The 24,997-nt window shown below is 73.9% G+C and carries 2 protein-coding genes; both read left to right on the forward strand.

Going from position 1 to position 24,997, the window contains the following annotated elements; translation table 11 throughout:
• Positions 1–6 precede the first annotated feature (6 nt).
• Positions 7–7,497, forward strand: a complete 7,491-nt coding sequence (locus AB0G79_RS32930; RefSeq protein WP_360813088.1) for an amino acid adenylation domain-containing protein — start codon at positions 7–9, stop codon at positions 7,495–7,497.
• Positions 7,497–24,997, forward strand: a 17,501-nt coding sequence (locus AB0G79_RS32935; protein WP_360813086.1) for an amino acid adenylation domain-containing protein, incomplete at its 3' end; no start/stop codon positions are given. The genes AB0G79_RS32930 and AB0G79_RS32935, both read left to right, overlap by 1 nt.

A 24,997-nucleotide genomic window follows, 5' to 3' on the forward strand; every position in this document is an offset into this window, starting at 1 on the left:
CGGGTCATCTGCTCGGGCGAGGCCCTCGCAGCCCCGGTGCGGGACCGGTTCCTCTCCCTCCTGCCCGGTGTCGAACTGCACAACCTGTACGGGCCCACGGAAGCCTCGGTCGACGTCACGTCCTGGCAGTGCATCCCCGGCACGGACAGCGCATCGGTCCCGATCGGCGCGCCCGTCGCGAACACCCGCGTGTACGTCCTCGACGCCACGCTCGCCCCGGCACCCGTCGGCGTGGCGGGAGAGCTCTACCTCGCCGGCGTGCAACTCGCCCGCGGCTACCAGGGACGTACCGGACTGACCGCCGAGCGCTTCGTCGCCAACCCCTTCGAGACCGGCGAGCGGATGTACCGCACCGGCGACGTCGTCCGCTGGAACACCGACGGTCAGATCGAGTACCTCGGCCGCGCCGACGAACAGGTCAAGATCCGTGGCTTCCGCATCGAACTCGGCGAGATCCAGGCCGTCCTGGCCGGGCACGACCAGGTGGCCCAGGCCGCCGTCGTCGCCCGCGAGGACACACCGGGGGACAAGCGCCTGGTCGCCTACGCGGTGCCGGTCCAGGACGAGGCGGCCGACGAGCTGCCGCAGCTCCTGACCGACCTCGCCGCCGACCGGCTGCCCTCCTACATGGTCCCCTCGGCCGTCGTGGTCCTCGACCGGCTCCCGCTGAGCGTCAACGGCAAGCTGGACCGCAAGGCCCTGCCCGCCCCCGCTTACACCGCGGGCCCCGGCAGCCGCGGCCCGGCCACCGTCCGCGAGGAGATCCTCTGCGCGGCCTTCGCCGAGATCCTCGGCCTCGACCACGTCGGCGTCGACGACGACTTCTTCCGCCTCGGAGGCCACTCCCTCCTCGCCGTCCGCCTCATCGAGACCCTCCGCACCCAGGGCGTCACGATCTCCGTCCGCGCCCTCTTCGACACCCCGACCGTCGCGGGTCTCGCGGCCTCGGACGGCGCCCACCAGGCGGAGATCCCCGACAACCTGATCCCCGTCGGCGCCACCGCGCTCACCCCCGCGATGCTGCCGCTGGTCGACCTCACCGAGGACGAGCTCGCCTCCGTCGTCGCCACCGTCGACGGCGGCGACGCGAACATCGCCGACGTCTACCCCCTCGCCCCCCTCCAGGAGGGCCTGCTCTTCCACCACATCCTCGCCGACGGCGGCGAGGACGCGTACGTCATGCGCGCCGTCCTCGCACTCGACTCGCGCGACCGCGCGGACGCCTTCACCGGCGCCCTCCAGCAGGTCGTCGACCGGCACGACATCTACCGCACCTCCTTCGCCTGGGAAGGCCTGCGCGAACCCGTCCAGGTCGTCCGCCGCCACGCCACCCTGCCCGTCACCGAGGTCACCCTCGACGCCGGGACCGGTGACCCGGTCGAGCAGCTCCTCGCCGCCGCCGGCGGCGCCATGGACCTCGGACGGGCACCCCTGCTCGACGCGCACGTCGCGGCCGACCCCGCCGGCGACCGCCACCTGGTCCTCGTCCGCATGCACCACACCGTCCGCGACCACACGGCGCTGCAGATCGTCCTCGACGAGGTCGAGGCGATCCTCGCCGGCCACGGCGACACCCTGCCCACACCCCTGCCCTTCCGGACGTTCGTCGCCCAGGTACGCGGAACCGCCGCCCGCACCGACCACACCCGCTACTTCACCGACCTCCTCGGCGACATCACCGAACCCACCGCCCCCTACGGCGTGACCGACGCGCGCGGCGACGGCGCCGACACCGTCCACGCGGTCGTGCCGTTCGCACCGGAGCTCCACGACAGGCTGCGCAGCGTCGCCCAGCGCCTCGGCACCAGCACGGCGACCGTGCTGCACGTCGCCTGGGCCCGCGTCCTCGCCGCCCTCAGCGGCCGCGAGGACGTCGTCTTCGGATCGGTGCTGTACGGCCGGCTGAACGCCGGCCACGGCGCCGACCGCGTGGCGGGCCCCTTCATGAACACGCTGCCGGTCCGCATCCGCACCGGCGAACTCGGCGCCCACGAGGCCCTGTCCGCCACCCGCGGACAGCTCGCCGAACTCCTGGAACACGAGCACGCCCCCCTCGTCGTCGCCCAGCGCGCCAGCGGCGTCACCGGCGACACCCCGCTCTTCACCTCCTTCCTCAACTACCGGCGCAACAGCGGCCGGGCCGTGGACGAAGGCATGGACGGCGTGCGGCTGCTCTCGGTCCGCGAGCGCACCAACTACCCCCTGGTCATCCTGGTCGACGACTACGGCGACCGGACCGAGGTGGCGGTCGACTCCGTCGCCCCCATCGACTCCTTCGCGGTCGGCGTCCTCGTCCGCACCGCCACCGACCGGCTGCTCTCCGCCCTGGAGACCACCCTCGACGGCGGCCCCGACACACCGCTCGGCTCGATCGAGGTCCTGGCGGAGGAGGAGCGGCGCCAGGTCCTGGCCGTCTGGAACGACACGGCGACCGAGGGCCGACCGGCCCTGGTTCACGAGCGGTTCGAGCAGGCGGCGGACCGTGTGCCCGACGCGAAGGCGATCGTTACCGAGGGCACGACGGTCTCGTACACGGAGCTGGACGCGCGGGCGAACCGGATCGCGCACTACCTGATCGGTCAGGGCATCGGCCCCGAGTCGGTCGTGGGTCTGTGCCTGCCGCGTGGCGCCGACATGATCGCGGCGATCCTCGGTGTGTGGAAGGCGGGTGCGGGCTATCTGCCCATCGATCCGGCGCAGCCGACGGACCGGATCGCGTACATGCTCCGCGACAGCCGCGCCGCCCTGGCCCTGACCACCGAGGAGATCCTCGACGAACTGCCCGCGGGTCGTTCGCGTCTGGTCGCGATCGACGACACGTTCGTCGAGATGCAGCTCGCCGCCGCCCCGGCCCAGAGCCCGGAGCGTGAGGTCGATCCGCAGTCCCTGGCGTACGTGATCTACACCTCGGGTTCGACCGGCCAGCCCAAGGGCGTGGCGGTCACCCACGGCGGCCTCGCGAACTACACCGCCTCGGTTCCCGACCGTCTCGGCTTCGGCGACGAAGGCGCCCGCTACGCGCTGCTCCAGGCGCAGGCCACGGACCTCGGCAACACCATCGTCTTCGCGAGCCTCGCCACCGGCGGCGAACTCCACATCCTCGACGAGGCAGCGGTCACCGACCCCGGACTGGTCGCCGCCTACCTCGCCGACCACGGCATCGACCACTTCAAGGCCGTCCCCTCACACCTGGCGGCGCTCACCGCCTCCGGCATCGAGGCAGTCCTGCCCGCGCAGTCCGTGGTCCTCGGCGGCGAGGCCGCGTCCACCCCGTGGCTGCGCGAGCTGCTCGCCGCAGCCGGCGAGCGCGCGGTCCACAACCACTACGGACCGACCGAGACGACGATCGGCATCGCCACCACCCGGCTCACCGCCGAGGCGATCGCCGAGGGGACGGCCCCGGTCGGCACACCGATCGACAACACCCGCTTCTACCTGCTCGATTCCCGCCTCCAGCCGGTCCCGGTCGGTGTGGTCGCGGACCTGTACGTCTCCGGCGCCGGCCTCGCCCGCGGCTACGTCGGCCGCGAAGCCCTCACCGCCGAACGCTTCGTCGCCAACCCGTACGAGCGGGGCGAGCGCATGTACCGCACGGGCGACCGCGCGAAGTGGACGCCGGACGGCCAGGTCGTCTTCCTCGGCCGTGCCGACGACCAGGTCAAGATCCGCGGCTACCGCATCGAACCCGGCGAGGTCCAGGGCGTCCTGACGGGCCATCCGCTGGTCGACCAGGCCGCCGTCATAGCCCGCGAGGACAACCCCGGCGACCGCAGGCTCGTCGCCTACGTCGTCCCCGCCGACCACCACGAGTCGGGCACCGAACTCTCCGCCACGATCCGCCAGTTCGTCGGGCAGCGACTGCCCGAGCACATGGTCCCGTCCGCGGTCGTCGTCCTGGACGCCCTGCCCCTGACAGGCAACGGCAAGCTCGACCGCAAGGCCCTGCCCGCACCCGACTTCGCCGCCACCGCGGGCGCGGGCCGGGCACCGGCCGACGTCCGCGAGGAGATCCTCTGCGCGGCCTTCGCCGAAGTCCTCGGCCTCGACCACGTCGGCGTCGACGACGACTTCTTCGAACTCGGCGGCCACTCGCTGGTGGCGGTCCGCCTCATCGAGATGCTGCGCGCCCGCGGCGTCTCCGTCTCCGTACGCGCCCTGTTCGACCACCCGACCGCGGCGAGCCTCGCCGCGTCCTCCGGCGCCCCGCAGGTCACCGTCCCCGACAACCTGATCCCGGCCGGCGCCACCGCGCTCACCCCCGCGATGCTGCCGCTGGTCGACCTCACCGAGGACGAGCTCGCCTCCGTCGTCGCCACCGTCGACGGCGGCGCCGCGAACATCGCCGACATCTACCCCCTCGCCCCCCTCCAGGAGGGCCTGCTCTTCCACCACCTCCTCGCCGACGGCGGCGACGACGCCTACGTCATGCCGGCGGTCCTGGAGTTCGACACCCGGGAGAGGCTCGACGCGTTCACCGACGCCCTGCGGCGGGTCGTCGACCGGCACGACATCTACCGCACCTCCTACGCCTGGGAAGGCCTGCGCGAACCCGTCCAGGTCGTCCGCCGCCACGCCACCCTGCCCGTCACCGACGTCGTCCTCGACCCCGGCACCACCGACGCCGTCGCCGACCTCGTCGCCGCGGGCGGCGCGCGCATGGACCTCGGTACGGCTCCGCTGCTCGACCTGCACCGCGCGGCCCTGCCCGGCGAGGAGCGTCCCGAGCGATGGCTCGCGCTGATCCGCGCCCACCACATGGTCCGCGACGGCACCGCGCTCGACGTCCTCCTCGAGGAGGTGACCGCGTTCCTCGCCGGGCGCGGCGACACCCTGCCCGACCCGCTGCCGTTCCGGACGTTCGTCGCCCAGGCCCGCGGGGGAGTCGAACGCGCCGAGCACGAGCGGTACTTCGCCGAGCTCCTCGGCGACGTCGGCGAGACCACCGCCCCCTACGGACTGGCGGACGCCCACGGCGACGGGGCCACCCTGACCCGGGCGCGACTGGCCGCCGGGCCCGACCTCACCGCACGGCTGAGGGAAGTGGCGCGGCGCGCGGGCGTGAGCACCGCGACCGTGCTGCACGTGGCCTGGGCCCGGGTCCTCGCCGCGGTCAGCGGCCGCGAGGACGTCGTGTTCGGCACCGTCCTGTTCGGGCGGATGAACGCCGGCGCGGGCGCCGACCGGGTCCCGGGACCGTTCATCAACACCCTGCCCGTCCGGGTGCGCACCGACCGGTCCGCCGCGCTGGAGGCGATCACCGCCATGCGCGGCCAGCTCGCCCGACTCATGGAGCACGAGCACGCACCCCTGACCGTGGCCCAGCGGGCGGCCGCCGTCGACGGCGACGCCCCGCTGTTCACCGCCTGCCTCAACTACCGGCGCAGCACGGGCGAGGACGCCGACACCCGCTGGAACACCTCCCTGCCGGGCACCCGGCTGCTGTTCACCCGCGAACGCACCAACTACCCGCTGTCGCTGCTCGTCGACGAGGCCCAGGACGGACTCGACCTCATGGTCGACGCCGTCGCCCCGGTCGACCCGAGGGAGGTCGTCGCCCTGGTGCGCACCGCCCTCGACGAACTGGTCGACGCCGCCGGGAGGACCCTGGACGGCGCCCCCGACCGGCCGCTCGGCACCGTGCGGGTCCTCGACGCACACCAGCGCCACCAGGTCCTCGCCGACTGGAACGACACGGCCGCCGACGTGCCCGCCGCGACCGTGCCCGAGCTGTTCGCGGCCCGCGTGCGCCACACCCCCGACGCCGTCGCCGTCGCGGCCGACGACGCCGAGCTCACGTACGCCGAACTCGACGCGCGGGCCAACCGCCTTGCCCGGTTCCTCACCGGCCGGGGCATCGGCCCCGAATCCGTGGTCGCCGTCGTGCGCGAACGCGGCATCGACCTGATCGTCACCCTCCTCGGCGTCCTCAAGGCCGGCGGCGCCTACCTGCCGGTCGACCCCGCCTACCCGGCCGACCGCATCGCGTTCATGCTGGCCGAGTCCGGCGCGCGGACCGTCCTCGCCTCGGCCCTGTGCGCGCCCGCCGTCCCGGCCGGGACCGGAGTCCCCGTCCTCGTCCTCGACGAGGAGCCGCTCGCCGCGCAGGTCGCGGCGCTGGACGCCGCACCCGTGACCGGCACACGCCTGCGCCCCGCCCACCCCGCGTACATGATCTTCACCTCGGGTTCGACCGGCCGCCCCAAGGGCGTCGTCGTCACCCACGAGGGCGTGGCCAGCCTGGTCGCGGCCCAGATCGAGCACTTCGACGTCGGGGCCGACAGCCGCGTCCTCCAGTTCGCCTCGCCGGGCTTCGACGCGGCGACCTGGGAACTCGTCATGGCCCTGTGCTCCGGCGCCCGACTCGTCGTCGCCCCCGCCGAGACCCTGCTGCCCGACGGCGGACTCGCCGGCCTCGTCGCCCGGCACGGCGTCACCCACGCCACCCTGCCGCCCGCCGTGCTGTCCGTCCTCGCACCCGAGGACCTCGCCCCCGTCACCACCCTGGTCTCCGCCGGCGAGGCCCTCGGCGGCGAACTCGTCGCCCGCTGGTCACGCGGCCGCCGCTTCGTCAACGCCTACGGCCCGACCGAGACCACCGTGTGCGCGACGATGTCCGACCCGCTGACCACGGACGACACCACGCCCTCCATCGGCGCCCCCATCACCAACTCCCGGGTGTACGTCCTCGACGGCAGCCTCGCCCCGGTCCCGGTCGGCGTCGACGGCGAGCTGTACATCGCGGGCGCCGGCCTGGCCCGCGCCTACGCCGGCCGCCCCGGCCTGACCGCACAGCGCTTCGTCGCCTCCCCCTTCGACGGGGCGGGCGCACGCCTCTACCGCACCGGCGACCGGGTCCGCTGGACGCCCCAGGGCCGGCTGGTCTTCGCCAGCCGCGTCGACGACCAGGTCAAGATCCGCGGCTTCCGCGTCGAACCCGGCGAGGTCCGCGCCGTCCTGGCCGCCCACCCCGCCGTCACCCAGGCCGCCGTCGTCGTCCGCGACGACACCCCCGGCGGCAAGCGGCTCGTCGGCTACGCCGTCCCGAACGGCCGGGCCGGCGCGACCCTCGCCGAGGACCTGCGCGCCTTCGCCAGGGAGCGGCTGCCCGAGCACATGGTGCCGTCCGCCGTCGTCCTGCTGGACGCCCTGCCGCTGACACCCAACGGCAAGCTCGACCGCGCCGCCCTGCCCGACGACGGCCCCGCCCCCGGCACCGGCCGCGCACCGGTCACCGAGCGGGAGAAGGCCCTGTGCGCCGCCTTCGCCGACGTCCTCGGCCTTCCCGAGGTCGGCGTGGACGACGACTTCTTCGCCCTCGGCGGGCACTCCCTGCTCGCCGCACGCCTCACCAGCCGCCTGCGCACGGCGCTCGGCATCGAGGTGCCCCTGCGGGTGCTCCTCACGGCACGGACCGTGTCCGGCCTCGTACGACAGCTTGGAAATGTGAGCTCTGCTAGGCCCGCGCTGCGGCCGATGCGTAACCAGGAGGAGTCCTGATGATCCCGTTGTCCTTCGCGCAGCGTCGGCTGTGGCTGATCTCCCAGCTCGAGGGCCCGAGCGCGGTCTACAACATCCGGGTCGCGCAGCGGCTCCGCGGCCCCGTGGACCGCGACGCGCTCCAGGCCGCCCTGCGGGACGTCATCGCACGCCACGAGATCCTCCGCACCGTCTACGGCATCACCGCCGGCGAGCCCCACCAGCGGGTCCTGCCGGCAGCCGAACAGGACTGGCACCTGGAGACCCGCGACGTCGACCCCGCCGACCCCGCCGCGCTCGACCGGGAGACCGCCGCCGTCGTCGGCCACGCCTTCGACCTCGCCACCGAACTCCCCCTCAAGGCCCGCCTGCTGTCGACCGGCCCCGACGACCACGTCCTCGTCATGGCCGTCCACCACATCGCCGGCGACGGCTGGTCCATGGGCCCCCTCGGCCGCGACCTGTCCACCGCCTACGCCGCCCGCACCACGGGCACGGCCCCCGCCTGGGAGCCGCTGCCCGTCCAGTACGCCGACTACACCCTGTGGCAGCGCGAGCTCCTCGGCGCGCAGGACGACCCCGACAGCCTCTTCGCCCGCCAGAGCGCCCACTGGCGCACCGCCCTGGCGGACCTGCCGGAGGAACTCGCCCTGCCCTACGACCGCACGCGCCCCGCCGTGCTCGGCCACACGGGCCACACCGTCCCCTTCCGCCTGCCCGCCGAGACGCACGCCCGCCTCGCGCGTCTCGCCCTCGCCGAAGGCGTCACCCTCTTCACCGCGCTCCAGGCCGCCCTCGCCGTCACACTGCACCGGCTCGGCGCCGGCACCGACATTCCGATCGGCACCGTCGACGCCGGACGCGGCGACGAGGCCCTCGACGACCTGGTCGGCTTCTTCGTCAGCACCCTCGTCCTGCGCACCGACCTGTCCGGCGACCCGACCTTCCGCGAACTCCTCGCCCGCGCCCAGGAGACGGCCCTCGCGGCCCGCGAACACCAGGACGTCCCCTTCGAGAAGCTCGTCGAGGACCTCGCCCCCACCCGCTCCCTGGCCCGGCACCCGCTGTTCCAGGTCATGCTCATGCTGCAGAACACCGGCGAAGCGGCCCTGCGCCTGCCCGGCGTCCACGCCGAAGCACTGCCCGTCGGCGACTCCGCCGCCAAGTTCGACCTCGAGTTCACCCTCGCCGAGACCTTCGCCACCGACGGCACACCCGCCGGCCTGCACGGCACCCTCATCGCCGCCGCCGACCTGTTCGACGCCGACACGGCCCGTACCCTCACCCGGCGCTTCGCCCGCGCCGCCGAGCTCCTCGCCGACGCCCCCCACACCCGCGTCGGCGACGTACCGCTCCTCGACGACACCGAACTCCACCGCGTCCTGTACGCCTGGAACGACACGACGGCCGACGTCCCCGCCACGACCCTGCCCGACCTCTTCGAAGCCCAGGCGGCCCGCACCCCCGACGCGACCGCCCTCGTCGACGGCGACACCACGCTGACCTACGCCGAACTCGACGCGCGCGCCGAAGAACTGGCCCACCTGATCGCCGGCCACGGCGTCGGCCCCGACACCGTCGTCGCCGTCCTGATGGAACGCGGCGCCGACCTCGTCGCCGCCCTCCTCGCCGTCACCAAGGCCGGCGGCGCCTACCTGCCGCTCGACCCCGACTACCCGCACGACCGCATCGCGTACATGCTGGACGACGCCCGGCCGGTCTGCGTCCTGACCACCACCGCGCACACCGCCGCCGCGGCACTCACCGGCACCCCCGTCGTCACCGCCGACGACCCCGCCCCGACCACCCCCGAGAGCCCCCGCACCGGAAAGCTCCCCGGCCGCGCCGCCCTCCTGCCCCGGCACCCCGCGTACGTCATCCACACCTCGGGCTCCACCGGCCGCCCCAAGGGCGTCGTCGTCGACCACCACGCGCTCGTCCACCACCTGCACGCCGTCGCCGCGCACGCCCCGCTCACCACCGACGACCGGCTCGTCGCCGTCACCACGGTCTCCTTCGACATCGCGGCCCTCGAACTGTTCCTGCCCCTGGTCAACGGCGCCGCCGTCGTCCTCGCCGACCGCGACACCGTCCGCGACCCCCACGCCCTCCTCGACCTCCTCCGCACCAGCGGAGCCACCGCCCTCCAGGCCGTCCCCTCCCTGTGGCGCGCCCTCCTCGACACCGGCACCCCGCCCGCCTCCGTACGCGCCCTCGTCGGCGGCGAAGCCCTCCCCGGCGAACTCGCCGCACGCCTCCACGCCCTCGGCATCCCCGCCGTCAACCTGTACGGACCCACCGAGGCCACCGTCTGGGCCACCGCCGCCCAGGTCACCGAAGGCCCCGTCACCATCGGCCGGCCCTTCGCCAACACCCGCGCCTACGTCCTCGACGAGCGACTGCGACCCGTCGCACCCGGCACCACGGGAGAGCTCTACCTCGCCGGCGACCAGCTCGCCCGCGGATACCTCGGCCGCCCCGCCCTCACCGCCGAACGGTTCGTCGCCAACCCCTACGAGCACGGCGAGCGGATGTACCGCACCGGCGACCTGGCCCGACAGCGCCCCGACGGCGTCCTCACCTGCCTCGGACGCACCGACGGCCAGGTCAAGATCCGCGGCTTCCGCATCGAGACCGGCGAGATCGAAGCCGCCCTCGAACGCCACGCCCACGTCGCCCGCGCCGCGGTCGTCGTCCGCGAGGACACCCCCGGCGACCCGCGGCTCGTCGCCTACACGACCCCCACCCACGCACAGGAGACGACCGATGCCGCCGAGCTACGCGCCCACCTGGCCGCGAGCCTGCCGGGTCACATGGTGCCAGCTGCGATTCTGGTGCTGGACGCTCTGCCGCTGACGGCCAACGGCAAGCTCGACCGCAACGCCCTGCCCGCACCCACCCACACCGCCACCCCCGGCAGGACCCCCGCGGGCCCGCGCGAAGAACTCCTGTGCGGCGTCTTCGCCGACGTCCTCGGCCTCGCACAGGTCGGACCCGACGACGACTTCTTCGCCCTCGGCGGCCACTCCCTCCTCGCCGTCGAACTCATGGGCCGCGCCCGCGCCGCCCTCGGCACCGACCTCACCGTCCGCGCCCTCTTCCACAACCCCACCCCCGCCGGCCTCGCCGCGGCCGCCGGCACCACCCGCACCGAGATCCCCGCCAACGCGATCCCGGCCGACGCCACCGCCGTCACCCCCGACATGCTCCCGCTGGTCGACCTCACCGCCGAGGAACTCGCCACCGTCGCCGCCTCCGTCGACGGCGGAGCCGCCAACATCGCCGACGTCTACCCCCTCGCCCCCCTCCAGGAGGGCCTGCTCTTCCACCACCTCCTCGCCGACGGCGGCCAGGACGCCTACATGCAGCCCACCGTCCTGGAGTTCGCCTCCCGCACCCTCCTCGACGCCTTCACCGACGCCCTCCGCCAGGTCCTCGCACGCCACGACATCCTGCGCACCGCCCTCGTCTGGGAAGGCCTCCGCGAACCCGTCCAGGTCGTGTGGCGCCACGCCACCCTGCCCGTCACCGAGATCACCCCCGACCCCGAGGCCGGCGACCCCGTACGACAGCTCCTGGCCGCCGCCGGCACCACCACCGACCTGACCCGCGCCCCGCTCCTCGACCTGACCGTCGCCGACGGCCCCGCGCACCCGCGCCCCCTCGCCCTCGTCCGCGCCCACCACATGGTCCAGGACCACGAAGCCCTGCGGACCGTCCTCGACGAAGTACGGGCCGTCCTCGACGGCCACGGCGCCGACCTGCCCGACCCCGCCCCCTTCCGCGACTTCGTCGCCCGCACCAGGTCCGCCGCCGCACACCACGACCACGAGCGGTACTTCACCGGACTCCTCGGCGACGTCACCGAACCCACCGCCCCCTACGGACTCACCGACGTCCACGGCGACGGCTCCGCGTCCACCCGCGCCCGCACCGACCTCGCCCCCGCGCTCACCGACCGCCTGCGCCGCCTCGCCCACCAGCACGGCACCGGCCCCGCCACCCTCCTCCACCTCGCCTGGGCCCGGGTCCTCGCCGCCGTCAGCGGCCGCGACGACGTCGTCTTCGGCACCGTCCTGTCCGGACGCCTCAGCACCGCCGACACCACGCGCCCGGCCCCCGGCCCGTACATCAACACCCTCCCCGTACGCGTCCATACCGGCCACCACGGCACCCTCGCCGCCCTCCACGCCCTGCGCGACCAGCTCACCACCCTCCTGGAACACGAACACGCACCGCTCACCACCGCCCAGCGGGCCGCCGGCACCACCGGCGACACCCCCCTGTTCAGCTCCCTGTTCAACTACCGCCACGCCACCACCGGCCAGGGCACCGGCATCGACGGCATCCGCACCCTCTTCGCCCAGGAACGCTCCAACTACCCCCTGGCCGTGTCCGTCGACGACGACGGCACCACCCTGTCCCTCGCCGTCGACGCGCACACCGACGTCGACCCCCACGAGGTGACCGCCCTCCTGCGGACCGCACTCGACCACATCCTCGACGCCCTGACCGCGACCGCCGAGGGCGCCGACGACCTGCCCCTCTCCGCGATCGACGTCCTCGACGAGGACCGCCGACACCGGATCGTGAACGGCTGGAACGACACCACCACCGACGTCGCCCCCGACACGGTCCCCGCCCTGTTCGCCGCCCAGGCGGCCCGCACCCCCGACGCGACCGCCCTCACCGCCGACGGCCACAGCCTCACCTTCGCCGAACTCGACGCCCGCGCCGACCGCCTCGCCCGCCTCCTCGCCCACCACGGCGTCGGCCCCGAATCCGTCGTCGGCGTCTGCCTCGAACGCGGCACCGCCCCCGTCGTGGCCCTCCTCGCCGTCCTCAAGGCCGGCGGCGCCCACCTGCCCGTCGACCCCGCCTACCCCGCCGACCGCATCGCCCACATGGTCCGGGACGCGGCCCCCGCCGTCCTGGTCGCCGCCCCCGGCACCGCCCACGTCCTGCCCGCCACCGACACCCCCGTCGTCCTCCTCGACGACACCACCGCCGACGCCCCCGGCATCCCCGGTGGCCCCGACGACGCCCCCCTGAACGCCGACATCCGGCCCGACCAGGCCGCGTACGTCATCTACACCTCCGGCTCCACCGGCCTCCCCAAGGGCGTCACCGTCCCGCACCGCGGCCTCTCCAACCTCGCCGCCTTCCAGCGCACCGGCCCGATCAACCCCGGACCGCGCATGCGCGTGGCACTCACCTACTCCCTCTCCTTCGACGCCTCCTGGGAACTGCTCCTGTGGATGGTCGCCGGACACGAACTCGACATCGTCCCCGACGACATACGACGCGACAGCACCGCACTCGCCCGCTACGCCGACACCCGGCGCATCGACCTGATGGCCCTCACCCCCGTCCAGGCCGAACAACTCCTCGACGAAGGCCTCCTCGACACCGCCACCCACCGCCCCCGCGCCCTCCTCCTCGGCGGCGACGCCGTCGGCACCACCCTCTGGCAGCGGCTCCACGACGCACCGGACACCCTCGGCCTCAACTTCTACGGCCCCACCGAGGCCACCGTGCACGTCCTGTGCCACGACACCGCCCAGCCCACCCACGGCGCGCACCCCCTCATCGGCCGCCCCCTGCCCAACACCCGCGCGTACGTCCTCGACCACCGCCTCGCCCCCGTGCCCCCCGGCGTCCCCGGAGAGCTCTACGTGTCCGGCGCAGGCCTCGCACGCGGCTACGCGAACCGCCCCGCCCTCACCGCCGAACGGTTCGTCGCCCACCCGTACGAACGGGGCGAGCGCATGTACCGCACCGGCGACCTCGTACGCCAGGACACCGACGGCCGCTTCACCTACCTCGGCCGCGCCGACGACCAGGTCAAGATCCGCGGCTACCGCATCGAACCCGGCGAGATCGAAGCCGCGGCCACCGCCCACCCCGCCATCACCCAGGCAGCCGTCATCGCCCGCGAGGACACCCCCGGAGACCGGCGCCTCATCGCCTACGCCGTCCCCGCACACCCCCACACCGCGACCCCCGCCGACATACGCGACTTCCTCGCCGCCCGCCTGCCGGCCCACATGGTGCCCGCGGCCGTCGTCATGGTGGACGCCCTGCCCCAGTCACCCAGCGGCAAGCTCGACCGCAACGCCCTGCCCGCACCCGACTACACCACCGGCGCCGCACGACGACCCGCCACCCTCCGCGAAGAACTCCTCTGCGGCGTCTTCGCCGACGTCCTCGGCCTCGCACAGGTCGGACCCGACGACGACTTCTTCGCCCTCGGCGGCCACTCCCTCCTCGCCACCCGGCTCGTCAGCCGCATCCGTACGGTCCTCGGCACCGAGACCACCCTGCGCACCCTCTTCGACCGGCCCACACCCGCCCGCCTCGCCGCCGCGCTCGACACCGCCGGCACCGCGCGCACCGGCCTCGCCCCGGCCCACCGCCCCGCACGGATCCCGCTCTCCTCCGCCCAGCGCCGCCTGTGGTTCGTCGGCCAACTCGACGGCCCCGGAGCCACGTACACCATCCCCGTCGCCCTGCGCCTCTCCGGCGCCCTCGACCGCGCCGCCCTCGACGCCGCCCTCCGCGACGTCATCGGCCGCCACGAGGTCCTGCGGACGGTGTTCGACACCACCGACGGAGAGCCCCACCAGCGGATCCTGGACCCGGCCGACCTCGACTGGGCGCCCACCGCCACCGACGTCACCCCCGGCGAGCTCGACCGCGCCGTCACCGACGCCCTCGCCCAGCCCTTCGACCTCACCACCGACATCCCCGTCAGGGCCTGGCTGTTCACCACCGGCCCCGACGAGCACGCCCTCGTCCTCGCCGTCCACCACATCGCCGGCGACGGCTGGTCGATGGAACCCCTCGCACGCGACCTGACCACCGCCTACACCGCCCGCCGCGCCGGCCAGGCCCCCGACTGGGAGCCGCTGCCGGTCCAGTACGCCGACTACGCGCTGTGGCAGCGGGACCTCCTCGGCGAGGAGTCCGACCCCGACAGCCTCATCACCCGCCAGGTCACCCACTGGCGCACGGCCCTCGCGGACGCCCCCGAGGAACTCGAACTCCCCGTCGACCGGCCGCGACCCGCCGAACCCTCGCACCGCGGCCACACCATCCCCCTGACCGTGCCCGCACCGGTCCACGCACGCCTCGCGCAGGTGGCCCGCGCCGAAGGCGTCACCCCCTTCATGGTGCTGCAGGCCTCCCTCGCGATGCTCCTGTCGAAGCTGGGCGCGGGCACCGACATCCCGATCGGCTCGGCCAACGCCGGCCGCACGGACGAGGCACTCGACGACCTCGTCGGCTTCTTCGTCAACACCCTCGTCATCCGCACCGACCTGTCCGGCGACCCGACCTTCCGCGAGGTCCTCGGCCGCGTCCGCGAGACGAGCCTGTCCGCCTTCGCCCACCAGGACGTCCCCTTCGAGAAGCTCGTCGAGGAACTCGCCCCGGCCCGCTCCCTCGCCCGGCACCCCCTCTTCCAGGTGATGCTGAAGGTCCAGAACACCGCCGAAGCCGTCCTCGACCTGCCGGACCTGCGCACCACCGGACTCCCGGCAGGCACCTCGAGCGCCAAGTTCGACCTCGATGCCTCCGTCACGGAGGTCTTCGACGAGTCGGGTGCTCCCGCGGGTCTGCGTGGTTCGGTGGTGGCGTCGGCGGATCTGTTCGACGTGGAGACGGCCGAGCGGCTCGTGGCGCGGTGGGCGAGGGCCATTGAGCTGTTGGTGGTGGCTCCGGGGTCGCGGCTGAGCGAGGTCGAGGTCCTGGACGTCTCCGACCGTGAGCGGTTGGCGGAGTGGAACGACACCGCTGTGGAGGTGGTGGCGGGTTCGCTTCCGGAGCTGTTCGCGGCGCAGGTCGCGCGGACGCCGGACGCTGTCGCCGTGGTCGCGGCGGGGGAGTCCCTGTCGTACGGGGAGCTGGACCGTCGTGCTGACCGTCTGGCCCGTTACCTCGCCGATCACGGTGTGGGTGCGGAGTCGCTGGTGGGTGTGTGTCTGGAGCGGGGCGCGGACCTGATCGTCGCGCTCGTGGCCGTGCTGAAGGCCGGTGGCGCCTATCTGCCTCTGGATCCGGCGTATCCGGCGGACCGGATCGCGTACATGGTCCAGGACGCGTCCCCGGTCGTCGTCCTGGCGTCGTCGGCGACGGCAGGCGTGCTGCCGGTGCCGTCGGACACGTCGGTGATCTTCCTGGACGACCCGAAGGTCACCTCGGCGCTGGAGAGCGCGGGGGAGGGGCCGCTGAACGTGACGGTCCGCCCGGAGCACCCGGCGTACGTCATCTACACGTCGGGTTCGACGGGACGCCCGAAGGGCGTGGTCGTCACCCACGGCGGTGTCGTGGGTCTGTGCGAGAGCCACGGCAGGTCGGTGTTCGCGACGACGGACGGTGTCCCGTTGAAGGTCGCGCTGACGACGTCGGTCTCCTTCGACGCGTCGTGGAACCAGCTCTCCGCCCTGTTCTCGGGCCACGAGCTGCATGTCGTCGACGCCGACACGTGGCTGGACGCCGGTCGGCTGGTCGACTGGATGACCGCCTCCCGTATCGACTTCGCCGAGATCACCCCCTCCTATCTCCAAGTCCTGATGGACGAGGGCCTGTTCGACGCCGAGCAGCACCCTTCCCGTATCGGTGTCGGTGGCGAGGCCACCCCGGCCGGTCTGTGGGAGCGGCTGCGTGGACTGGAGGGTGTGGAGGGTTTCAACTTCTACGGCCCGACGGAGGCGACGGTCGACACCTCGATCGCCCGCCTCTCCGCCTCCGCGGATGTCGTGGTCGGCAGCCCGGTCCCGAACGCCCGCGTGTTCGTCCTCGACGAGTCCCTGCGTCAGGTTCCGGTCGGTGTGGCCGGCGAGCTGTACGTGTCGGGTACGGGTCTGGCGCGGGGTTACGTGAACCGCCCGGTCCAGACGGCGGAGCGTTTCGTCGCCTCCCCGTTCTCGGCTTCGGGCGAGCGGATGTACCGGTCGGGCGACCGCGTGAAGTGGACGAAGGACGGCCAGTTGGTCTTCCTGGGCCGTACCGACGACCAGGTCAAGGTCCGCGGCTTCCGCATCGAGCTCGGCGAGGTCCAGGCAGCCGTCGCCGCGCACCCGCAGGTCACCCAGGCGGCCGTGGTCGTACGGGAAGACGTCCCCGGCGACCGGCGTCTCGTCGCCTACGCCGTCACCACCGGTGAACTCACCCACCCGCTAAGCGAGTTCGTCTCGCGCAGCCTGCCCGATTACATGGTTCCGTCGGCGGTCGTGGTCCTGGACGCGCTGCCGCTGACCGCGAACGGCAAGCTCGACCGCAAGGCGCTGCCCGCGCCCGAGCACGACAGCACCACCGCGGGCCGGGGCCCGTCGAACGCCCGCGAGGAGATCCTCTGCGCCGCGTTCGCCGAGGTCCTCGGACTCGAAAGCGTCGGCGTCGACGAGGACTTCTTCGCCCTCGGAGGCCAGTCCCTGCTGGTCATCCGGCTCGTCGCCCTGCTCCGCAACCAGGGCGTCAACGTGTCGGTGCGGGCCTTCTTCCAGGACCCGACCCCGGCCGGCCTCGCCGCCTCGGCGGGCTCGGAGCAGGTCGCCGTCCCGGCCAACCTGATCCCGGCCGACGCGACCGCGATCACCGAGATCACCCCCGACATGCTGCCGCTCGTCGACCTCACCCCCGACGAGATCGCCCGGATCGTCGCCACCGTCGACGGCGGCGCGGCCGAGATCGCCGACATCTACCCGCTCGCCCCCCTCCAGGAGGGCCTGCTCTTCCACCACCTCCTCGCCGAGGGCGACGACGACGCCTACGTCCTGCCGACCGTCCTGGAGTTCGACTCCCGCGACCGCCTCGACGCCTTCACGGACGCCCTCCAGCAGGTCGTCGACCGCCACGACATCTACCGCACCTCCATCGTCTGGGAAGGCCTGCGCGAACCCGTCCAGGTCGTCCGGCGCCGCGCCACCCTGCCCGTCACCGAGATCACCCTCGACAGCCAGGGCGACCCGGTGCGGCAGCTCCTGACCGCCGCCGGCAACTGGATGGACCTGACCCAGGCCCCGCTGCTGCGGATGCACGCCGCCCAGCTCCCCGGCACCGGCCGGTGGCTCGGCCTGCTGCGGGCGCACCACGTCGTCCGTGACCACACCGCCCTGGAGATCGTGTTCCACGAGGTCCAGGCGATCCTGGCGGGCCGGGGCCGTGAACTGGCCGCGCCGATGCCGTTCCGGAACTTCGTCGCCCAGACCCGGGGCGCCGTCGCGCGCGCCGAGCACGAACGCTACTTCGCCGAGCTCCTCGGCGACGTCACCGAGCCCACCGCCCCCTTCGGCATCGCCGACACCCACGGCGACGGCGCCACGTCCGTCCGCGTCGAGGTGCCGTTCGCGCCCGACCTCACCACGCGTCTGCGCGAGGTGTCCCGCCGGGCCGGCGCCAGCCCCGCCACGGTCATGCACCTCGTCTGGGCCCGGGTCCTCGCCGCCGTCAGCGGCCGCGACGACGTCGTCTTCGGCACGATCCTGTTCGGCCGCATGAACGCCGGCCAGGGCGCCGACCGCGTCCCCGGCCCGTACATGAACACCCTTCCCGTACGCGTCCGCACCGACGGGCCGGGCGTGCTCGCCGCCGTCTCCGCGATGCGCGGCCAGCTCGCCGAGCTCCTGGAGCACGAGCACGCACCCCTCGCGGTGGCGCAGCGCGCCAGCGGCATCGACGGCAACACCCCGCTCTTCACCGCCCTGTTCAACTACCGCCACCACGCCGACCTGTCCGGCGGCCGTGACACCCCGCGCGAACTCGACGGCATCACCCTGCGGTTCGCCCAGGAGCGGGACAACTTCCCGCTCGCCCTGTCGGTCGACGACCACGGCGACAGCATCGGCCTGGCCGTGGACGCGGTCGCCCCGGTGGACCCCAGCATGGTCGGCCGCCTGGTCGAGACGGCCACGCGCAACCTCGTCGCGGCCCTGGAGACGGCACTCGACCAGGCGCCCCCGGAGAACCGGGGCGGGGAACCGCGCCTCGGAGCCGTCCAGGTGCTCGACGAGGCGGGACTGGACCTGCTCCTGCGCGAGTGGAGCACCACCACGGCCCGCACCGAGCCCGCACCGGTCCTCGACCTGCTCGCCGACCGCGTCGCCCGCACACCCGACGCGGTGGCGCTCGTGACGGAGACGGGGGACCTCACCTACGCAGAACTGGACGCCCGCGCCAACCGGCTCGCGCACCACCTCACCGAGCACGGCGTCGGACCCGAGTCCGTGGTCGCGCTGTTCCTGGAGCGCGGACCCGACCTGATGGCGGCGCTCCTCGCCGTCCTCAAGGCCGGCGGCGCCTACCTGCCGATCGACCTCGACTACCCCGCCGACCGCGTCGCGTACGTCCTCGGCGACGCCCGCCCCATGGCGGTCCTCGCCACCACCGCCACCCGCGGCAGGGTCCCCGCGACGGACGCCGCCGTCCTCCTCGTCGACGACGCCCGCACCCGCGCCGCCCTCGACCGGCTGCCGGCCACGGCCCCCGACGCCGCCCCGCGCGCCGAGCACCCCGCGTACATCGTCTACACCTCGGGCTCCACCGGCCGCCCCAAGGGCGTCGTGCTCACCCACGCGGGATTCGCCAACACCCTCGCGGCCGCCACGGAACGCTTCGGCACCGGGCCCGGCTCGCGGGTGGCCCAGTTCGCCTCGGTCAGCTTCGACGTCTTCTGCCTGGAGTGGGCGCTCGCGCTCACCACGGGCGCCGCCCTCGTCCCCGTACCGGCGCACCGCAGGCTCGGGAAGGAACTGACCGACTTCCTCGCCGAACAGCGCGTCACCCACGCCAGCCTGCCGCCCGCCGTCCTCGCCGGCCTCGACGAGGAGGCGGTCTCCCCGCACCTCGTCATCGAGATCGGCGGCGAGGCCTGCGCCCCGGAGCTCGTCGCACGCTGGGCGCGCGGCCGCACCCTGTTCAACACGTACGGCCCCACGGAGACCACCGTCGACGCGACCTACTGGCGCTGCGAGCCGGACGCCGAGGACGTGTCCATCGGCACACCGATCGCCCACACCCGCGCCTACGTGCTCGACGGCTCCCTCGCACCGGTCCCGGTCGGCGCCACCGGCGAGCTGTACGTCGCGGGCCCCGGCCTCGCCCGCGGCTACCTGGGACGCCCCGCCCAGACCGGCGAACGCTTCGTCGCCGACCCGTTCTCCACCGGCGGCGGACGCCTCTACCGCACCGGCGACCTGGTGCGCTGGAAGGACGACGGCCGGATCGAGTACCTCGGCCGCGCCGACGACCAGGTCAAGATCCGCGGCTTCCGCATCGAACCCGGCGAGATCCGCTCCGTCGTCACCGCCCACCCCGACGTCGACCGCGCCGCCGTCGTCGTCCGCGAGGACAGCCCGGGCGACCGGCGCATCGTCGCCTACGTGGTGGCACCCGGAACCCCCGACCGGACCGATCGGCAGGCGCTCACCGCGGCGGTCGCCCGGTTCGCCGCCGACCGCCTGCCGTCCTACATGGTCCCGTCGGCGGTCGTCGCCCTCGACGACCTGCCCCTGACCGCCAACGGCAAGCTCGACCACCGGGCCCTGCCCACCCCCGACCACGGCGACGGCACCGGCCACGGCCGAGGCCCGGCCGGCCCGCGCGAGGAGATCCTCGCCGGGATCTTCGCCCACGTCCTCGACCGCCCCGCGGTCGGCGTCGACGACGACTTCTTCGCCATCGGCGGGCACTCCCTGCTCGCCGTCCGCCTCATCAGCCGCATCCGTACCGTCCTCGGCGTCGAGGTCGCCCTGCGCACCCTCTTCGAGGCCCCCACCGTCGCCGCGCTCGCGCACCGCATCGGCGGCGCCGAGACCGCACGCGCCGCCCTGGCGCCCCTGCCGCGCCCCGCACGCACCCCGCTGTCGTTCGCGCAGCGCCGCCTGTGGTTCATCGGCCAGCTCGAAGGCCCCGGCGCCACCTACAACATCCCCATGGGCCTGCGGCTCACCGGCCGTCTCGACCGGCCGGCCCTGATCACCGCCCTGCGGGACGTCATCGGCCGCCACGAGGTGCTCCGCACCCGCTTCCCCGTCGCCGACGGCGAGCCCTACCAGCTGATCGCCGACCTCGACGACCTGGTCTGGGAGCCGTCCGTCCGCACCGTACGGCCGGAGGAACTCACCGACGCCGTCGCCGAGGTGGCCCAGCACGTCTTCGACCTGGCCGACGAGGTCCCCCTCCGCGCCGCCCTGCTCGAACTCGCCCCCGAGGACCACGTCCTCGTCGTCGTCGTGCACCACATCGCCACCGACGGCTGGTCCACCGGCCCCCTGGCCCACGACCTGTCCCACGCCTACGCCGCCCGGTGCACGGGCCAGGCACCCACCTGGGAGCCGCTCCCGGTCCAGTACGCCGACTACGCGCTGTGGCAGCGCGAACTCCTCGGCGACGAACGCGACGGCGACAGCGTGACCGGACGCCAGGCCGCCTACTGGCGCCAGGCACTCGCCGGAGCCCCCGAAGAGCTCACGCTGCCCTTCGACCGCACCCGCCCGGCCGTCGCCTCCCACCGAGGCCACAGCGTGCCGGTGGACATCCCCGCCGACGTCCACGCGCGCCTCGCGCACGTGGCACGGGCCGAGGGCGTCACCACCTTCATGGTCCTGCAGGCGGCGCTCGCCGTCCTGCTCTCCAAGCTCGGCGCGGGCACCGACATCCCGATCGGCTCGCCCCACGCCGGCCGCACCGACGAAGCCCTCGACGGCCTGGTCGGCTCCTTCGTCAACACCCTCGTCCTGCGCACCGACCTGAGCGGCGACCCGACGTTCAAGGACGTCCTCGCCCGCGTACGGGAGAACAGCCTCGCCGCCTTCGCCCACCAGGACGTTCCCTTCGAACGGCTCGTCGAAGAGCTCGCGCCCAGCCGCTCCCTGGCACGGCACGCCCTCTTCCAGGTCATGCTGACCCTGCAGAACACGGCCGAGGCCGTCGTCGAACTCCCCGGCCTCGACGTCCGCGCCCTCGGCACGGGCCCGGCGAAGGCCAAGTTCGACCTCGACGTCATCGTCGGCGAGGCGTTCGACGCCGACGGCGCCCCGGCCGGCGTCCGCGGCGAGGTCACCGCCGCGGCCGAACTGTTCGAGCCCGACACCGTACGCCGCATCGTCGACGGCCTCACCCAGGTGCTCGACGCGGTCACCGCCGAACCCGGCACCCGGCTCAGCGCGGTCCCCGTCCTCGACGCCGCCGAGCGGCACCGCATGCTCGTCGAGTGGAACGACACGGCCACCGACCTCGAACCCGCCACGATCGGCGACCTGTTCGCCGCCCACGTCGCCCGCACCCCGGACGCGATCGCCGTGTCCGACACCACCACGGAGATCACGTACGCCGAACTCGACGCCCGCGCGCAGCGCCTGGCCCGCTACCTCACCGGCCGGGGCGTGGGCCCCGAGACCGTGGTCGCCGTCTGCCTGGACCGGGGCGTCGACCTGATGACCGCCCTGCTCGGCGTGGTCAAGGCCGGCGGCGCCTACATGCCGCTCGACCCCGACTACCCCGCCGAACGCGTCACCTACATGCTCGGCGACGCGGCCCCCGCGCTCGTCCTCGTCTCCGAGACCACGGCAGCCAAGATCCCGTCCACCCACACGGACACGGCCCTGCTCGGCGAAGCCCTCGCCACCGCCCCGAACCCCACCGGCACGGGCGCGGACGCCGCGAGCGCCCCGACCCTCCTGCCGACCCACCCCGCCTACGTCATCTACACCTCCGGCTCCACCGGCCGCCCCAAGGGCGTCCTCGTCCCGCACACCGGCGTCGCCGCCCTCGTCCAGGGCCACATCCGGTCCCTCGGAGTCGGCCCCGGCGCCCGCGTCGCCCAGTTCGCCTCCGCCGGATTCGACACCTTCGGCTGGGAATGGCTCATGGCCCTCCTCTCCGGCGCGACCCTCGTCGTCGTCCCGACCGAGCGCCGCCTCGGCGACGCCCTGCCCGCACACCTCACCGAGCAGCGCGTCACCCACGCCACCCTGCCGCCCGCCGTCCTCGCCACACTCGACGAGACCTCCCTCCCCGCCGACACCGTCCTCGTCATCGCCGGAGAGGCCTGCCCGCCCGACGTCATGGCCCGCTGGGCCCGGACCCACACCCTGTTCAACTCCTACGGACCCACCGAGACGACCGTCGACGCCACCCTGTGGCGCTGCGACCCGCTCTCCGACGACGTCGCCATCGGCACCCCCGTACTCGACACCCGCGTGTACGTCCTCGACGAGTCCCTGGCACCGGCCCCGGTCGGCGTCGCGGGCGAGCTGTACGTCACCGGCGTCGGCCTGGCCCGCGGCTACCTGGGACGGCCCGGCCTCACCGCCGAACGGTTCGTCGCCAACCACCTCGCCGACGACGGATCGCGCCTCTACCGCACCGGCGACCGCGCCAAGTGGACGGCGGACGGCCGACTCGTCTTCGTCGGCAGGACCGACGACCAGGTCAAGATCCGGGGCTTCCGCATCGAACCCGGCGAAGTGACCGCCGTCCTGGCCGAACACCCCACCGTCGCCCAGGCCGCCGTGATCGCCCGCGAGGACACCCCCGGCGACAAGCGCCTCGTCGCCTACGTCGTACCCGCCCCGGACACCACCGTCTGGACCGCGTCCGACACCGCCGCCCTCCAGGCCCACGCCGCCGCCCGCCTGCCCGACTACATGGTCCCCTCGGCGGTCGTCGCCCTCGACGCCCTGCCCCTGACCGTCAACCGCAAGCTGGACCGTGCCGCCCTGCCCGCACCCCACACCCAGGGCACCGCGACCCCCGCCGAACGCGGCCCGCAGGGACTGCGCGAACAACTCCTGTGCGGGGTGTTCGCCCAGGTCCTCGGCATAGAGACCGTCGGCGTCGACGACGACTTCTTCGCCCTCGGCGGCCACTCCCTGCTCGCCGTGCGCCTCGCCAGCCGCGTCCGCTCCGTCCTCGGCGTGGACCTCGACATCCGGGTGCTCTTCGACGCCCCGACCGTCTCCGCCCTCGCCGCCCGCCTCGACGACGCGGCCGGCACCCGCCCCACCCTCACCGCCGGGAACCGCCCGCGGCGGGTCCCCCTCTCCTTCGCCCAGCAGCGCCTGTGGTTCATCGGCCAGCTCGAGGGAGCGGGAGCCACCTACAACAGCCCGATCGCCGTCACCACGACCGACGAGGTCGACCCGCACGCCCTCGACGCCGCCCTCCGCGACGTCATCGACCGCCACGAAGTACTCCGCACGGTCTACCCGACGGCGGACGACGGCCAGCCCTACCAGGACGTCCGCCCCCTCGACACGCTCGACTGGCACGCCGACATCCGCACCGTCGCACCCGAGGACCTGGCCACCGCCGTCGACAAGGCATCCGCGCACGCCTTCGACCTGTCCACGCAGATCCCGATCCGGGCGACGCTCTTCGACACCGGACAGGAACGCGCCCTCCTCGTCGTGGTCCACCACATCGCCAGCGACGGCTGGTCCCTGGCACCCCTCGCCCGGGACTTCTCCACCGCCTACGCGGCACGCGCCGCCGGCCGGGCCCCCGCCTGGCAGCCGCTCCCGGTCCAGTACGCCGACTACACGCTCTGGCAGCGCGAACTCCTCGGCGACGAGAGCGACCCCGACAGCGTCATCAACCGCCAACTCGCCTACTGGCGCGAGGCCCTGGCGGCAGCACCGGAAGAGCTCGACCTGCCCTTCGACCGGCCGCGCCCGGCCGAGGCCTCGCACCGGGGCCACAGCGTCCCGCTCACCGTCCCCCCGCACGTGCACGCCGAGCTCGTCAGGCTGGCCCGCGAGGAAGACGTCACGGTGTTCATGGTGCTGCAGGCCGCCCTGGCCGTGCTGCTCTCCAAGCTCGGTGCGGGCACCGACATCCCGATCGGCTCGGCGAACGCCGGCCGTACGGACGAGGCCCTCGACGACCTCGTCGGCTTCTTCATCAACACCCTGGTCCTGCGCTCCGACCTGTCCGGCGACCCGACCGTACGGGGCCTGCTGCACCAGGTACGCGAACGGAGCCTGGCGGCCATGGCCCACCAGGACGTGCCGTTCGAGAAGCTCGTCGAGGAGCTGGCCCCGGCCCGCTCCATGGCCCGCCACCCCCTCTTCCAGGTCGTCCTGACCAAGCAGAACACCGTGGAGTCCGGACTCGACAAGGCCGGAGCGGCCGTCGCGTGGACCGGCGGCATGTCCACCGGCAACCGCGCGGTGAAGTTCGACCTCGACGTCATGGTGGGGGAGACCTACGACACCACGGGCGCCCCCGCCGGCCTCGGCGGCTCGGTCACCGTGGCCACCGACCTGTTCGACCCGCAGTGGGCGGGCCGCATCGCCGACGCCTGGACGACCCTCCTGGAGGCGCTGCCCCAGGACCCGGGCCGCCGCCTGAGCGAGGTCGGCATCCTGGCGGAGGAGGAGCGGCGCCGGGTCCTGACCGTGTGGAACGACACGGCGACCGAGGGCCGACCGGCCCTGGTTCACGAGCGGTTCGAGCAGGCGGCGGACCGTGTGCCCGACGCGAAGGCGATCGTTACCGAGGGCACGACGGTCTCGTACAC

Origin of the sequence: Streptomyces sp. NPDC020807 (assembly GCF_040641575.1) — a bacterium.
Lineage (GTDB): Bacteria > Actinomycetota > Actinomycetes > Streptomycetales > Streptomycetaceae > Streptomyces.